Below are 15177 nucleotides of genomic sequence, written 5' to 3'. Positions count from 1 at the left end.
CCCGAGTTACCTGCGATCAAAGGTTAGGTAATCGCCGTGTGGCTTGGAAAAATCACTGACAACTGTTTCGACCACACCAGGCGTATCCGGTCCGTTGAGCCAGGCAAGCAATTCCTCACACTTTTCGGCTGAGCCTTCGGCCACCACGAGCACTCGCCCATCCGGGTAGTTCTTGGCAAAACCGACAAGCCCGAGCTCTAATGCTCGCGACCGCGTGGTCCAGCGGAAGCCAACGCCCTGCACATGTCCGTGGACCCACGCGGTTAGCCGTATCGTCTCACTCATGCTTCTACGTTAGACAGATTCTGCTTCTCGACGAGTCATTGGGTCACTACCGTCCCAGCACTCAATATTCTCGTGTCCTCGAATATTGGGCAGATCGTCGCGGTGATAGACCGGATTGAGCCCCTGGGCTTTCTGCTTCGCGTAATGACCAAGCAGAGCCACTGCTACACCACCGAGCGGGAGAATTGCCACGATGTTGATCGTTGCCATCAATGCAGAGAACACATCAGCCAGTGCCCACACCAGCGGTACCGAACCAATTGCGCCACCAAAAACACAGAGCAAGACGAGGATTCGGACACCATTCTTCAACGCTGCGTTATTGGACAAGAACGGAATATTCGCCTCTGCGTAGTAGTAGTTGCCAATGATCGACGAAAACGCCAGGAAGAAAATAATGATCGTGATCGCGTGAATTGCCCAGCCACCTACCTGCGCTGCAAGCGCAGACTGGGTCAGGCTCGTGCCCTCAACGTCCCCGCCGTAAGTGGGATCGGAAAGCAAAATGATGACCGCAGTGACGGTACAGACGATCAACGTGTCAAAGTAGACACCCAACGTCTGGATAAGTCCTTGCTTGCACGGATGCGAAACGGACGCCGATGCAGCAGCATTAGGAGTCGAACCCATACCTGCTTCATTAGAGAACAGTCCTCGACGGATACCCTGCATGATTGCGGTACCGAAGGCTGCTCCTGCGATCTCCCGGATGCCGAATGCATGCTCGACGATCAGCAACAGCATTCCTGGCACCTCAGTGATGTTGAGGACGAGAACGATCACACCAAGCACGATGTAAAGCGTGGCCATCACCGGAACGATCACCTGGGTGATAGCCGAAATACGCTGTACACCACCAAAAATGATCAACGCGGTCAGGATCGCCAGAACAATACCGATGCCCGCTTTGACAGCAGTCGAGTCAAGTCCCATCGATTCATTCAGAGCAGACGTAATCGAGTTCGATTGAACAGCATTGAATACGAAACCATAGGTCACAGTGATGGCGATGGCGAAGAGAACGGCCATCCATCGCCACCTCTCGCCCAAACCTTTGGTGATGTAGTACGCGGGTCCACCTCGATAGGCATCGTCATCTTTAACCTTGTACAGCTGCGCCAGTGTTGATTCCACGAAACTGGTCGCACCACCAATGATGGCGAGCAGCCACATCCAGAAGACAGCGCCCGGACCACCCGTCGAAATAGCAACCGCGACACCTGCCACATTGCCCGTACCTACGCGCGAAGCTGCCGAAATTGTGAAGGCTTTGAAGGCCGAGATACCTTTGATGCCTTCCGAGATGTCTGACGGTTTTTCCGTGATTGCCCGAAACATCTCAGGCACGTAGCGCACCTGAACGACGAACGTTCGCACGCAGAAGTACAGACCAGCCGAGACTAGCAGCGCAATCATCAGCAGCCAGTACTTGTCATTCCAGGCTTCAACCCACCCGGTTGCAGTTTCCATCCATTCCATAGTGAACGATTTTAACTGCCATCGAAGTCAGCTCATTAATTTTTCTGACAACGAGCACAAAAATAGCTGGAGCGATTCATAAAACTCTGTCGCACAATTAGCCCTCCGCACCGACTGCATGGCTCTCCAGCACGTCCATATGCCTCCAACGACCGGGAGAAATACCCACTGCGACCGTTGACGTGGACGTACAACTCATCAAAACTGGTGCCACCAGCAGCGATAGCTCGCCGCATCACGTCCTGCCCCGCCCGAATGAGCTGCGCGAGTTTCCGCACAGACAATTCACTCGCAGGGATTTCTCCGTGCACCCGTGCTGCCCACAGCATCTCGTCCGCATAGATATTCCCGATGCCGCTGACCACTTCCTGGTTCAATAGCACCCTCTTTATCCCCGACCGGCGCAATCGCATCTGATGTGCAAGCACAACCGGGTCCAGCCCCGGTTCCAGCAGGTCTGGCGCGATATGAACCACCGGCTCCGGCACCAACTTTGCCGGAACCTTCCGCGACGCAACATGCACCGCAGGAATTACATCGCACGCCCAGAGCCACCCAAAAGTTCGCTGATCCTGGAACCACAACTCGGTCCCGTTGCTCAACGTGACGACGGCCCGCGTGTGTCCATCGCGCTTCCGTTCCGGAGAAGGAACGATCAGTTGGCCACTCATGCCGAGGTGGATGGCCAGGCAGGCGTCATCGTCAAGTACCAGCCAGAGGTACTTACCCCGTCGATCCGTGTGGGAGATTCGGTTGCCGGTGAGACGCGCTCGGAATTCTTCGGCGCCACCGGGTTGACGGCGGACAGCACGCGGATTGAATACGTCGACACCACTAATGTGTTGGCCCGCGACGTAGGGTTCGAGGCCAACGCGAATGGTTTCGACTTCGGGAAGTTCAGGCATACAAGCGTTTAGACTAGTGAGCTGTGCGCCTGATGAGCTGCGTGCATCTCGGCTTCCTTCTTCGTACCGCCTTCGCCATGGCCGATGACCTTGCCATTGACAACGGCATCGACAAAGAATGTGAGCTCATGATCAGGGCCGGTGGTCGTGACGGTGTACTCGGCCGCAGGCATCTTCTTCGCTGCGAGTCGTTCCTGCAGCAGAGTCTTCCAGTCACGGCCACGAGACTCAGTGGGGGCACCATCGATCATCGTGTCGAAGAGACGGAGGATGGTGTCCTTCGCGACGTCGAAACCGTGTTCAAGGTAAATGGCACCCAGCAAAGCCTCAGTGGTATCTGCCAGAATCGAATGCTTATCGGCGCCACCTGTTCCCTTTTCACCGCGCCCCAGCAGAATGTGCGGACCGAGTTCGATACGACGCGCAAGATCAGCGAGTGCGTACATATTGACTACGCCCGCACGCATTTTTGAAATATCCTGCTCAGCGCGATCTGGGAATCGCTTGTACAGCTCCTCCGCGATACACATGCCAAGCACAGCATCGCCCAAAAACTCAAGACGTTCATTGTTGGTCAAATGACCGTTCTCGTTGGCAAAGCTACGGTGCGTGAGAGCAAGACACAAACGGTCCTCTTCCAATTGCACACCCAGTGCTTCCAACAATGGAGCATGATCAACGCTGTTGAACGCAGCCGAACGGGCAGCCTCACCCGTCAAACGACGCTTACGACTCACTTCTTGTCACCTTCGTCAGCGTCGTCCGCAGAAAGATTGCCGAACTTCTCGGCCAATCCAGCCCACCGCGGATCGACGCGCTCTTCCTCACCCGACACTCCATCTGGAGCTGGCACCCCAGTTTTCTCTTCCGAGCATTCGCCCGCACCGATCAGTTCGCATGTGGGATTGAACGGCAATGCCAAGACGGCTTCATCGATGACAGCCTGGGTCATGTCGACCTTGTCATCGATGACCCGTGCGATCTCGTCACCTTCCTCGGCATCTTCACCCGTGATGAAGTCCTCACTAGCAGAGAAAACAGCCGAAACATGCACGTCAAGCGTATCGACGAGATCTGCCAGGCATCGCACACACTGGCCGGTCAATGGTGCTCGAACATCAGCGTCGACAAGAACACCGCCACCAAGCGGGGTGATCATGCCTTCGACGGTGACTTCGGTGCCCGGCTCAACGGCGATCATTTCTGCACCGATGCGGTCCGGAGAATCACCGACCCGCAAGAAAGGTTCAGGCATGCCCTCGCGGAGTACCTTGCCTACGTCCAAAACAAATGGAGAAGATTCATTCATGATGTCGCTCATTCTACCCCGCGGGACCCCGAATCCCCGATGTCAGTGATTATCACTATGCGTCGTAATTGCGATCCGCGTCGTAACCGCGGTCAGTGTTGTAATCGCGATCGGCATCGTAATTGCGGTCAGTGTTGTAATCGCGATCGGAGTCATAGTCGCGGCTGTAGCGCGAACCGCCACCGTCGTGGCCAGCTCCCACTGCACCTGCTCCCTTACGAATAGCGGCGCGGTCACGGCTGACGCTACGCAGCGTCGTCGTCAAAGAGTTCTCGAATTCAGAGAGCTTGCCATCGACGTACACGTCGCATTCTGTGCGCAGACGATTTGAATCGGCGTGAGCCTGCTCCACGAGGCGACGCGCTTCTTCTTCCGCTTCACGAACAACGACAGACTCGGACACCAAACGCGCCTGTTCGGTGAGGCCTTCTTGGACGGATCGTTCGTACGCTTCGTTACCTGATGCAATCAGGCGATCCGCCTCAGATGCTGCGCGATCGGTGACCTGGCGGTATTCACGATCGGCATCGTCTCGAACGCGATCAGCGTCATCTTGAGCGCTCGTTACCATGTTGTGCGCACGAAGCTCTGCATCTTCAACGGTGGCACGTGCTCGTTCGTTTGCTTCATCGATAATGCGCTGCGCTTCTGCTTCAGCATCTGCAAGAGAAGCCGCAGCCTGAGCGTCCGCATCCGCAACAATCTGATCTCGCTGATCAAGCACATCTTGTGCATCATCGAGCTCGTGTGGCAAAGCCTCACGCAGCTCATCGAGCAAAACGAGAACATCACGGCGTGGCACCATGCAATTTGGAGTCATAGGAAAGCCATAGGCCTCCTCGACGGTCTGCACTAGTTCATCAAGGGACTCGAAAACGCGATACATACAAACCAGCATGCCACCGAAAAGAAAAGTTGGTTGGATGACTCGCGAGGTATGAGCGAAATGCAGTCACGTTCAGGAGCTTTGCGTTCCTACAACAGCTTCGCGCGCAACGCCTCGGCCACTTTATCTGGCACGAGACCGTCGACTTGACCTCCGTAGCGCACAACTTCCTTCATCAGCGTCGAGGACACATGCCCGTACTTTGGGTCAGCCTCGATAAACAACGTGTCGACACCGCTCATGCGACGATTCATCTGCGCCATCGGGACCTCGTACTCGTAGTCCGCTGCCGAGCGCAGCCCCTTCACCAGCGCCTTGATGTCATGCGCAGTCGTATACTCCACCAGGAGTCGAGTCCACGAATCTACGCGGACATTGCCAAGATGCTCTGTGCACTGGCGGATCAAATCCATCCGCTCGTCTGCGGTAAACAGACCTGACTTATTTGGGTTGTGGGTCACCAGCACCGTTACCTGCTCAAACAGCACGGATGCACGTTCAATCACATCCAAGTGACCGCTAGTCAGCGGATCGTACGAACCTGGGCAGCACACATGAGTCACTTACGATTCCTCGCTTTCGCTTGTCGACGGCTCCCCCGTCGCTTCCTGCTCCGCATCAAAGATTGCCGTATCAAAGCGCGCAAGTCCGTGGATTCGTCGTTTTAGCTTCTGCTGCAGCATGTCGTAGCCCGTCGGCCACACAGTTTCCTCGTCATCGCGGTGGCGTTCAATCGTGACGACGGCTCCGTCGGCAAGAAAAGGACGCAATGCTTCGAGCATCTCTGTGACGGCTTCACCGGACAGGTCATACGGCGGATCTGCGATGACGCGGTCAAACTGCTGCGATGGAGTTCCCGACAGGAAGGTCGAGACTTTCATCTCGGCCAGATGACAGCGTGGGTGTCCAACTGTCTGCATGTTGGTGCGAATGGCAGCGATAGCTTTGGGGGAATTCTCGACGAGGGTTACCTGATCCGCTCCCCTTGATGCAGCTTCCAGCCCGAGCGCACCAGATCCAGCGAAAAGATCCAACACATTCGTGCCCTCGATACCGAAACGCGTCGACCATGACGAGAAGATTGCTTCCCGAGCCCGGTCCAACGTTGGCCGGGTATCGGTTCCCTTTGGCGTGACTAATCTCCGTCCGCGGGCCTCACCAGCAATAATGCGGGTCATCGTGCGGAATCCTTGGCCGCTGTGGACTGCAGTGGCGAAAGCTCCGCCACAACATCTCCACCTGTCACATCCGAGAAATTCTCGACAGGAATGCTCTCTACCGTGGCAGGGCATGGCGCCAGCACTGGAGCTTCCAGCTTCACGGCCTCAACAACCGCGACAACATCACCGGTCTGCACGGTCTGTCCTGCTACGACTTCCAGTCGCACGACACCAGCAAATGGTGCGCACACTGATTCCGTCGTCGGCACATCTGCGTTCGATTCCTTCATGACACATAGCTTACGACGTAGCCGCCAATTTGTTTACGACCGCTCGAGATACCCGGCTTCTTCCTCAGTGATATCGACTGTCAATGCTCGCGCCATATCCGACGATTGTGCGACGAGAGCTGCAGCGTCATCGCGAGCGCGATCGATAATGTCAAAGTCGTCGACTAGGTCGACCAGACCGAGTCCGGTAGCGATGCCCGACTGGTCGTCGCCAAGTACATCGCCAAAACTGCGGTTCGCTACATCCAGCTGTGCGAGTTCAAAGCCATCGTTAGTCGCGGCGATGGCATCGAGACGACGGCGCTCCGGTGAATCCGGCAGCGATGCCGTGCAGAGGAAGCACAGCCCGGCGCGAGTGCCACGGCCCACGCGACCACGCAGCTGGTGCAGCTGGGAAACGCCGAAACTCTCGGCTTGGCGGATCATCATGACGGTTGCTTCTGGCACGTCAACGCCAACTTCGATGACAGTGGTCGAGACGAGCACATCGAGGTTCCCGCGCGCGAACTCTTGCATGATGCGGTCTTTTTCCTGCCCTGGTAGCTGCCCGTGTACGACACCAATCCGGGCCGTAGGCATTTCCTGGAGTGCCCGCTGCTGTACGTTTTCGAGTGATTCGTCACCGGGCTCCGTCGCAACGATCTTCGGGCACACGATGAACACACGGTTTCCCTGGGCAACCTCTTCGTTCATGCGAGCCCAGGTCCGCGCCTCCCAAGCCGGCAATTCGAGGATGGGCACCACGAAGGACTTCACTTCACGACGGCCCCCAGGTAGCTCCGACAGCTCCGACACATCGAGGTCCCCGAAGACAGTCATGGCAACGGTGCGCGGAATGGGAGTCGCTGTCATCACCAGAACATGGGGAGTCATCCCGTCGCGACCTCGTTCGCGCAGTTTATCGCGTTGGCGAACTCCAAACCGATGCTGCTCATCGACGACTACCAAGCCAAGATTGAAGAACTCCACCCCATCTGAGATCAGTGCGTGAGTACCCACCACGATGCCAGTTGAACCCGACACAATATCGAGCAACGCCTGTCGCTTGTTCGCAACTGTCATTGATCCCGTCAGAAGTGTCACGGGGACGTCGATACCGGCGTCGGCAAGCATAGAAATAATGGATCGAGCATGTTGAGCTGCGAGTACTTCTGTGGGCGCGAGCAATGCACATTGCATCCCATTGTCCACGACTTGCAGCATGGACAGCAGCGCCACAACGGTTTTACCCGAGCCCACTTCGCCCTGGAGCAGACGGTTCATCGGCACGGTTGAGCTGAGGTCACGCGCGATGGTGTCAACAACCGATTTCTGCCCTTCGGTGAGTTCGAAACCCAGGTTGTCGCGGAGGTGCTCCTTGCTGCCTGTGGGCATTGGCGGGCACTCAGGGGCAGTTCTTTGCACCATTTCTTGTCGACGCAGCGCCATAGCAAGCTGAAGTTCCAATGCTTCGTCGTACTTCAATCTTTCGATCGCCTGCTGTGGCCCATGCGCGCCGGGAAAGTGGACCTCGCGCAACGCGGTATCGAATGGAAGCAGCTCGTCCGGCTTCTTCGGCAAAGGATCATCTTGTGTGGGTAACCATCGCAGCACCCGCTCGGTGTAAATTGCCATGACAATGCCCGGAATGCCTTTTCGTCCCCTGTGGATGGGGACGTACGGGCGATTCAACACTCGATGAAGTTCAGCGAGCCCATCAGCTGTGTCGACGAGTTTTGCCAACCGTCCAGTCGATTGCCCAAGACTGCCGTCAGCATTCAGCACGAGAATGTCAACGTTTTTCAATTGTGGCTGCCCACGGAACTCGCCGAGCGTGCCCAGCACCAACAGCATCATTCCCGGCTTCACGAAGTTTCGTAAGTAGTCATGCCCAAAGATGGCAGCAGGCATAGAACGCTTACCGTCAGTGACAGTGAACTTGAACGGCTGCTTACGACCGCTTCCCCAACCTTGTCCACCCGACGGAGCAGCAGACACAGACTCCACTCGCACAACAGCCGTAATCGTCGCACCCAGGTCTTCGTAGTTGACGTCCAAGGTGCGTCCATGAGCGAGGTAGCGCTGAGGGAACGTCGTCAAGAATTCACCCACAGTGGATACACCGAAGGCAGTCTTCAGCTTCTTTGCATCAGCGTCACCGAGGACGTCGCGCAGCGAAGTGCGCGCATCCGGTGTCGACAACCAACCCAGCACGATACGTCCCTGCTACTCGACGCCGACCTGAATCAACTCCGCCATGCCATCGGCAGCGTAGGCGACGACATCCATATCGTCGGTGTGTTCGAGCAGTCGGGCGCGGAGACTGGTCGCGCAGCGTGGATCAACGCCGGTGCCGAGAAGCACGGTGATCAGCTCGCCGCCCGACTTCAGCATGAGGTCTACCGTTTGGTTCAAAGCCTTATCGACCTCGTCCGCGATCACTAAAATATCGCCATTTACAGAGGCCAGGACATCACCCCGCGCGCATGGCCCCACGGCCGTGAGTCCCGCTGACGTGGCCTGGTGGAGCATGGCAGTGCGCATACCGGCGCTGGCCTCACTCATTGCGTAGGCATCGACAGCCATAGGCCGTTCGGAGTCGTGTACCGCCATTGCGGCAATACCGTTTGCCAACGTGCTCGTCGGCAAAATGTTGATGGCATGCTCGGTTGCCTGGGCTGCAAGCTCGATTTGCACCATCTCTCGGCTCGACAGCAACCCATTTGGCAACAGCAGAATCTCACTCTGTGCCGGAACGCTATTGAGAGCCGAGACAATACGATCCACGGCATCATCGTCAGCGGTATTTGGCGACGACGGCGCAATAATGCGAGCACCAGCCGAGTGAAACAGATCGGCGATCGGTCCAGTAGGCGCGATGGCAAGAACCAAGCGACCAGGGTCCGCAGGTGTGTCCTTGTCCAGCACTAACGCTTCGATGTGGATCTTGGTCGGACGACCGTAATCCATGGCTGTTTCCAAAACAAGGCCCGGCTGCTGCGAATGAATATGCACCATGTGCGTGTGTTCATCTTCGCCAGCAACGATGAGTGAGTTGCCTATCTTCTCTAGGCGTCGCTTCAGCTCCGAAAGCGGTTCCTCTTCCGCCTCAAGGAGGAACATCACCTCTATTTCCGGCCCATCTGCCTTTACCTGTTCGACATGCAAGTCAGCGTCTTCAGAATCTTTGCCCGTGAGCTCATCGACGAGTGCGTCGAGAAGAAGAACCAACCCCGCGCCACCGGCATCAACCACACCGGCTTTGCGGAGCGCCGGCAACTGCGATGGAGTATTTGCCAGGGCAACACGCGCTGCACCAGCTGCTTCCGTGACGACGGTCAACAACTCATCTGATTCGCTTTCCGCTGCCGCAACCGCCGCTTGGCGAAGCACCGTCAAGATTGTGCCCTCAACTGGATCTGCAATTGCAGCATCGACATGTCGAACCGCGAGCTTCAACGCGCGACGAATATCGTCTGCTCCGACGCCTTCTGCGGTCGTCGATTCAGCGACGGCACGGAACACCTGCGACAGCACCGTCCCGGAGTTTCCTCGGGCACCGCGCACCGCTCCCGAGGACAATGCTGCTGCCATATCAGTAGCTGCCGCCACCTGACCCTTTTCTGCAGCGGTGGCTGCCAACTCCTCTGCCACAGCAACCGATGATGACAGCGTCGCCACCATGTTTGAGCCCGTGTCGGAATCTGGGACTGGGAATACGTTGAGCTGGTTGATCTCTTCGCGACGGCGATCCAATACAGCGACTGACCTGCGCAACCATCGCAACATGACATCAGCGGTGATAACGTCAGGAACTCCAGCACCCTCCCCCTTTTCTGTAACGCGTGATACGCCTGTGGCTGGTGTGGCCTGGCGGTTCGTTGCGTCATCAATAGAGGTGGACATGACCGATAATCCTACAGTCTCCAGTCAATTGGTTCCGCCCCAAGACGAATCAACTCTTCGTTCGCCCGAGAGAACGGACGCGAGCCAAAGAACCCGCGTGATGCCGACAATGGTGACGGATGCGGAGAGCACAAACACGGCACACCGTGGAGAAGAGGCTGCGCCGACTGCGCATCACGTCCCCACAAAATGGCCACGAGTGGTTCGTCTCGCTGCGCCAATGCTGTGATGGCATGAGTAGTCACGGCTTCCCACCCCTTGCCACGATGTGCCGCAGCCTTTCCAGGCTGGACTGTTAGCACTCGGTTGAATAATGCAACCCCCTGTTCAGCCCATGGGGTGAGATCGCCATTAGTCGGCGTCGGCAAGCCGAGATCAGACGAGTATTCCTTGAAAATGTTGGCAAGCGATCTCGGCACCGGCTGCACATCTGGCTGCACTGAGAAGCTCAGTCCCATCGCGTGACCGGGCGTTGGATACGGGTCCTGCCCGATGATCAGTACTTTCACCTTGTCAAACGGGTAGGTAAACGCACGCAATACATCTGGACCTGCAGGAAGATAACCACGACCTGCTGCGTTCTCGGCTCGCAGAAAATCGCCCATTGCGTGAATCTGCGGAGCCACCGGTGCTAATGCCTGTGCCCAACCTGCCTCGACGGGAAGCGGTCGACCTGCCATATTTTCGGAAACACTCTCAGTCATTTAAAAGGACACCCATCCCCCATGCAGCCATGGCCTCTCGCCGTCGATTGTCACATGCTCTTCGCCTTCCTTCAGCACCCGACCGATAGCGCGGAAACCTGTTGGTGGCTCTCCGGGGATGCTGCCCAGCAACGTGTGGTCCTCACCACCACGAAGCACCCACTCCCACGGGTCAATGCTCAATACCTCACCAGCGCGGATCATTTCTTCGTCTGGCGCGATGGCTTGCTTATCGACGTCGACACTAACGCCCGACATCCGAGCGATTTCACCAAGATCGACGACCAGACCATCGGAATTATCCGTCAAACTAACGGCACCCGCTGCGCGCGCCGTGGGGCCACGACCATACGAAAACTCGGGCACCAGATGTGCGCCAACGAGACCGGCAAACTCACCAGGCACCTTTGCTGGACTGCCAAAATGCTGCAACATCGCAAAACCAGCTGCAGACTTACCGATCGGCCCCGCCGCGATCAAGGTGTCACCGGGGCGTGCTCCACCTCGCCACAACGGCGGCAATGGCCCGCCCAATTCACCCATCGCGGTGATAGAAACGACGAGGTTATCGCCACTGACGATGTCCCCACCAACCAAGTCGGCTGCGCACTTACGGCCTTCGTCGTAAAGCCCCCGGGCAATGCCAGTGAGCACACCGAGCGGAGTCTCAGGTGGTGCCGAGATGCCAAACAAGATGGCAGTAGGGCGGGCACCCATTGCCTCCACATCAGCGAAATTTTGAATAGCGGCCTTCGCGCCGATCTGTTGTGGAGTGGACCAGCGCATAGTGAAATGTCGCTCCTCCACCAACATGTCTGTGGACGCAACGTAGCGCGCGTTCGGGGTTGTCATCGCAAGCACTGCGGCATCATCGCCGTTGCGTTTCGACGGCGCGACTTTCCTAATTTCCGAGATAACTTTCAGCTCGCCGAGTTCTCCAATGGAGACATGCGACAACTGCCCCGATCGCGGGGGCAACTGTGCGTGCTCAAAGCGATTCTCTTGTGGTTCCGTCGGCACCGGCAGCCTTCCGTCTTCGTTCCGATCGCGATAGGTAGACTCTCGAACTATGGGAGATACACCCGAATCGGAAAATATGGTCCAGGCTCAGGGTAACCGCCGCAATGCAGCAATTGCATTGATTATTGCGATTGTTCTGACCCTCGGCATCATTGTTGCAGCAAAAGTCGTCCAGGATAAACAGGCTAGCAACCCTGTTGCGCTGTCCAGCCCAGATATGCCAGACAACAACGCCCCGGAGTGTGCCGAACTGCTCGGCAGGCTGCCAGAGCGCGTTGATGGCCTGGTGCGCGCTGAACTCGCTGATCCCGCCCCAGCTGGTGCTGCTGTGTGGCGCGATGTCGAAGATCACCGCATTACTCTGCGCTGTGGCGCCCCAGTGCCAACTCAGTACAACGAGCTTGCCAAGACGCAGAATGTTGACGGCGTGAAGTGGCTTCGCGTTGTCGATGCAGCGGACGAGAATTTGGTGACGTGGTTTGCGGTCGGCCGTTCGCCAGTAGTCGCTGTCACCTCGGATCCAACCCGCGAGGATGCTCTGAAGGAACTGGCCGAGTCGTTGCGCCCGGATACAGAGTTCACCAAGAAGCCAGAGCTGTCCCCAATTCCGCTGTCGGACGCCAAGGCTCCACACAATGACAAGCTGTGCAAGTCCTTCATTGCTGCGCTGCCTAAGGAACTCGGTGGCCGAAAGTTGGTTGACGGTCTCGACGTTCCAGATGGAATGGTGGTCTGGTCAGACGACAATGGCGATATCGTGTCGCTGCGTTGTGGCCTTGAAGAACCTACAAGCTACGCGGATACCACTGAGCAACTCACCCAGGTCAATGACATCGTCTGGTTCAACGAACCGACCATGTCCGCAGGTACGACAAGCGCGTGGTACGCCATGGGCCGTGAGCGCTACGTCGCCGTTGACCTCCCGGTATCCGAAGGCGCCCAAATCATGCCACTGCTATCGGACATCATCGCTTCGAATCTGAAGAACATTTCTCCTAGCGAAGAGAAGTAGCCGCTCAAGTTAGCCACACAAAAGCCCCTGCGCGGATCTTTTACTAGATCTGCACAGGGGCTTTCCTATTGGCACTGCGCTTGGCAGAGCTTAACGACGCGCCACCAACGCACGCTGCAACAACGTGTCCAGTAACTCCTCGTATGCAACATCGGATGCAGCCATCATCTGTGGATACATCGAAATTGGGGTGAAGCCCGGCATGGTGTTGATCTCGTTAATAACCGGACCGTCTTCGGTAATAAAGAAGTCCACGCGAGTCAGACCGTCGCAGCCCACTGCCCTGAACGTGCGAACTGAAATATCCTTGACTGCTGCCAGAGTGTCAGCATCAAGTGGTGCTGGGATCTGCGCAGTGACGACGTCGTCAAGGTACTTCGTGTCGAAACCGTAAAAGCCCTCGTCTGAATCCTCAGTGCCGTTCAACAACGCAGGCTCGGACGCAAACACACGACCATCTGGGTACTGCAGGACACCACACTCGACCTCTGCACCGACCAACCCCTTTTCGACGATCACCTTCCAGTCATGCTCGCGAGCCAAATCAATAGCTGCCGGCAATTCCGCCCAATCAGCAACACGGGTAATACCAATCGACGAACCACCGCGGGCAGGCTTCACGAACACTGGGAGGCCGAATGCTTCCTTGGTAGCGTCATCAAGTTCTTCGCCCTCGTGAAGAACAACCTGTTCGCCGATGGGCAGTCCTGCAGCGAAGAGCAGGTTCTTCGTGCGTTCCTTGTCCATACCTGCAGAGGATGCCAAGACACCCGGGCCGACATACGGGATACCGGAAAGTTCAAACATGCCCTGGAGCGTGCCGTCCTCGCCATTCGGGCCGTGCAGCACTGGGAAAATAATGTCCACATTGGCGTAGACCTCGCCAGCATTCGGCCCCGAAACGTAGCGGATTTCGCCACGACGAGCCGGGTCTATGGACAACTGCAGCTCGATGCCCCCATTAGGGACCTGAGGCATAACGCGACCCTGGCGCTTCAACGACTCGACATCGGTGGTTCCTACAGTCCAGGTACCGGAGCGAGTAATACCGACCGGAATGACTGTGTACTTACGTGGGTCCAGGTGCGACATGATTGCACCAGCTGACACGCAAGAAACGCTGTGCTCAGGGCTATTTCCACCGTAGACAACAGCAACGGTGGTGACGGTTTCGACAGAGTCGACGTGTTCGGACGAAGTCATGGTTGTAAATACTATCCTTACTCTGCTTTTACTCTGCTTTACGACTGCGCCCCATCAGCGCACGAATCGTCTCCGCGACAGATTCACCCTCATGGCAAACCTTGTACACGGCTTCGGTCATTGGCATTTCGACACCAAGTGACTGCGCAACTTCCCGCACTGAAATCGACGAGATGACTCCCTCGGCCACCTGTCCGCGCGTCGCATGCTGGGCTTGCTCAACCGTGTCGCCTCGACCGAGTCGATCACCAAACGTACGGTTGCGAGACAGCGGCGATGAACACGTTGCGACAAGGTCACCCAGGCCAGCAAGCCCCGAAAAAGTCTTCTCTTGGGCACCGGCTGCGACACCAAGGCGCGTAATCTCTGCAAGGCCACGTGTAATGATGGTTGCCAACGTGTTTTCGCCAAGCCCCTGGCCAGAAGCCATACCGCAGGCAAGAGCAATGACGTTCTTACAGGCGCCACCAAACTCGCAGCCGATCACGTCGGTGTTGGTATACGGACGGAAGTAATTCGTGGCAACAGCTGCTTGCACCATCCGTGCTCGATTCTCATCAGTACATGCAATGACGGTCGCAGCTGGTTGTTCCGCAGCTACTTCCCTAGCCAGGTTTGGTCCGGACAGCACGGCAATTCGATCTAGAGGCAAGTCGGTCACTTGCATGATCACTTCCGTCATACGCAAGTGCGTGTCCCGCTCAATGCCCTTGGCAAGGCTCAGCAGCGTAGCTTTTTCAGGAATGAACTCACGCCACACTGACAAGTTCTCGCGCAGCGTCTGCGACGGCACTCCAAGGACAATGATGTCAGCGCCATCCATTGCTTCCTCAGCATTCGCCGTCGCAAGAATATTTGCCGGCAGACCGAGCCCCGGAAGGTAATCGTGGTTCTCACGAGTGATTTGGATGCGACGCGCCTGTTCTTCGCGGCGCGACCACAAGGTCACCGGATTTCCTGCATCGGCAAAGACTTTGGCCAGGGTGGTTCCCCATGACCCAGCGCCCATGACTGCAACCTGAACCATTGCCTGTCCTTT

16 protein-coding genes are annotated in these 15177 nt (G+C 57.0%); 1 reads left to right on the top strand and 15 read right to left on the bottom strand.

The features are described from left to right. Positions 1–6: 6 nt before the first annotated feature. From WG938_RS04685 to WG938_RS04625, 13 genes are all read right to left on the bottom strand, one after another. Positions 7–285: an acylphosphatase gene (locus WG938_RS04685; RefSeq protein WP_339978037.1), complete on the bottom strand. Its 279-nt coding sequence runs from the start codon at positions 283–285 to the stop codon at positions 7–9. Positions 286–294: 9 nt separating this feature from the next. Continuing rightward, positions 295–1755 carry an alanine/glycine:cation symporter family protein gene (locus WG938_RS04680; RefSeq protein WP_339978829.1) on the bottom strand — a complete coding sequence of 487 codons (1461 nt, stop codon included), beginning with the start codon at positions 1753–1755 and terminating at the stop codon, positions 295–297. A 44-nt stretch (positions 1756–1799) separates the two neighbouring features. After that, positions 1800–2669, bottom strand: coding sequence for a bifunctional DNA-formamidopyrimidine glycosylase/DNA-(apurinic or apyrimidinic site) lyase (mutM, locus tag WG938_RS04675; RefSeq protein ID WP_339978036.1), 870 nt, complete (start codon positions 2667–2669; stop codon positions 1800–1802). A gap of 8 nt (positions 2670–2677) precedes the next feature. Then, entirely contained in the window at positions 2678–3406 is a 729-nt protein-coding gene (gene rnc / locus WG938_RS04670) for a ribonuclease III (RefSeq protein WP_339978035.1), read from the bottom strand. Further along, complete coding sequence (locus WG938_RS04665; protein ID WP_339978034.1) at positions 3403–3978, bottom strand: YceD family protein; 576 nt, start codon at positions 3976–3978, stop codon at positions 3403–3405. Before WG938_RS04665 ends, rnc begins: the two co-directional genes overlap by 4 nt. Before the next feature lie 55 nt (positions 3979–4033). Beyond that, positions 4034–4864, bottom strand: a complete 831-nt coding sequence (locus tag WG938_RS04660; RefSeq protein WP_339978033.1) for a DivIVA domain-containing protein — start codon at positions 4862–4864, stop codon at positions 4034–4036. 89 nt (positions 4865–4953) lie between these two features. Then, the gene (gene coaD, locus WG938_RS04655) at positions 4954–5427 is read right to left on the bottom strand and encodes a pantetheine-phosphate adenylyltransferase (protein ID WP_339978032.1); all 474 of its coding nucleotides are present in this window, start codon (positions 5425–5427) and stop codon (positions 4954–4956) included. Then, the gene (gene rsmD / locus WG938_RS04650) at positions 5428–6042 is read right to left on the bottom strand and encodes a 16S rRNA (guanine(966)-N(2))-methyltransferase RsmD (protein ID WP_339978031.1); all 615 of its coding nucleotides are present in this window, start codon (positions 6040–6042) and stop codon (positions 5428–5430) included. Further along, on the bottom strand, positions 6039–6314 hold the full coding sequence (locus WG938_RS04645; RefSeq protein WP_339978029.1) for a biotin/lipoyl-containing protein: 276 nt from the start codon (positions 6312–6314) through the stop codon (positions 6039–6041). Before WG938_RS04645 ends, rsmD begins: the two co-directional genes overlap by 4 nt. Before the next feature lie 33 nt (positions 6315–6347). Then, positions 6348–8507 (bottom strand): ATP-dependent DNA helicase RecG, encoded by a 2160-nt coding sequence (locus WG938_RS04640; protein ID WP_339978026.1) that lies wholly within the window; start codon positions 8505–8507, stop codon positions 6348–6350. Positions 8508–8519: 12 nt separating this feature from the next. Then, entirely contained in the window at positions 8520–10199 is a 1680-nt protein-coding gene (locus WG938_RS04635; RefSeq protein ID WP_339978023.1) for a DAK2 domain-containing protein, read from the bottom strand. Positions 10200–10210: 11 nt separating this feature from the next. Continuing rightward, entirely contained in the window at positions 10211–10879 is a 669-nt protein-coding gene (locus WG938_RS04630) for a uracil-DNA glycosylase (RefSeq protein ID WP_339978827.1), read from the bottom strand. Between the two features lie 24 nt (positions 10880–10903). Beyond that, positions 10904–11881: a thiamine-phosphate kinase gene (locus WG938_RS04625; protein WP_445292896.1), complete on the bottom strand. Its 978-nt coding sequence runs from the start codon at positions 11879–11881 to the stop codon at positions 10904–10906. A gap of 91 nt (positions 11882–11972) precedes the next feature. Here WG938_RS04625 and WG938_RS04620 point away from each other — a divergent pair, with 91 nt between their 5' ends. Continuing rightward, positions 11973–12935 (top strand): DUF3515 domain-containing protein, encoded by a 963-nt coding sequence (locus tag WG938_RS04620; protein ID WP_339978021.1) that lies wholly within the window; start codon positions 11973–11975, stop codon positions 12933–12935. A 90-nt stretch (positions 12936–13025) separates the two neighbouring features. Here the strand turns inward: WG938_RS04620 and WG938_RS04615 are convergent, their stop codons facing one another. Then, complete coding sequence (locus WG938_RS04615) at positions 13026–14138, bottom strand: D-alanine--D-alanine ligase family protein (protein WP_339978019.1); 1113 nt, start codon at positions 14136–14138, stop codon at positions 13026–13028. 28 nt (positions 14139–14166) lie between these two features. Further along, positions 14167–15165 (bottom strand): NAD(P)H-dependent glycerol-3-phosphate dehydrogenase, encoded by a 999-nt coding sequence (locus tag WG938_RS04610; protein ID WP_339978017.1) that lies wholly within the window; start codon positions 15163–15165, stop codon positions 14167–14169. Between the last annotated feature and the right edge of the window lie 12 nt (positions 15166–15177).

Origin of the sequence: Corynebacterium sp. H113 (assembly GCF_037572315.1) — a bacterium.
Lineage (GTDB): Bacteria > Actinomycetota > Actinomycetes > Mycobacteriales > Mycobacteriaceae > Corynebacterium.
The sequence above is the reverse complement of the archived record's forward strand: the minus strand, read 5'-3'. Positions and strand labels throughout refer to the sequence as shown.

What these genes read in the sequence shown, in the direction of transcription:
- WG938_RS04680 (WP_339978829.1), bottom strand. Translation starts at nt 1,755, where the DNA reads ATGGAAACTGCAACCGGGTGGGTTGAAGCCTGGAATGACAAGTACTGG.
- rsmD (WP_339978031.1), bottom strand. Translation starts at nt 6,042, where the DNA reads ATGACCCGCATTATTGCTGGTGAGGCCCGCGGACGGAGATTAGTCACG.
- WG938_RS04630 (WP_339978827.1), bottom strand. Translation starts at nt 10,879, where the DNA reads ATGGCAGGTCGACCGCTTCCCGTCGAGGCAGGTTGGGCACAGGCATTA.
- WG938_RS04685 (WP_339978037.1), bottom strand. Translation starts at nt 285, where the DNA reads ATGAGTGAGACGATACGGCTAACCGCGTGGGTCCACGGACATGTGCAG.
- WG938_RS04645 (WP_339978029.1), bottom strand. Translation starts at nt 6,314, where the DNA reads ATGAAGGAATCGAACGCAGATGTGCCGACGACGGAATCAGTGTGCGCA.
- WG938_RS04635 (WP_339978023.1), bottom strand. Translation starts at nt 10,199, where the DNA reads ATGTCCACCTCTATTGATGACGCAACGAACCGCCAGGCCACACCAGCC.
- WG938_RS04665 (WP_339978034.1), bottom strand. Translation starts at nt 3,978, where the DNA reads ATGAATGAATCTTCTCCATTTGTTTTGGACGTAGGCAAGGTACTCCGC.
- WG938_RS04660 (WP_339978033.1), bottom strand. Translation starts at nt 4,864, where the DNA reads ATGTATCGCGTTTTCGAGTCCCTTGATGAACTAGTGCAGACCGTCGAG.
- WG938_RS04610 (WP_339978017.1), bottom strand. Translation starts at nt 15,165, where the DNA reads ATGGTTCAGGTTGCAGTCATGGGCGCTGGGTCATGGGGAACCACCCTG.
- mutM (WP_339978036.1), bottom strand. Translation starts at nt 2,669, where the DNA reads ATGCCTGAACTTCCCGAAGTCGAAACCATTCGCGTTGGCCTCGAACCC.
- WG938_RS04615 (WP_339978019.1), bottom strand. Translation starts at nt 14,138, where the DNA reads ATGACTTCGTCCGAACACGTCGACTCTGTCGAAACCGTCACCACCGTT.
- WG938_RS04620 (WP_339978021.1), top strand. Translation starts at nt 11,973, where the DNA reads ATGGGAGATACACCCGAATCGGAAAATATGGTCCAGGCTCAGGGTAAC.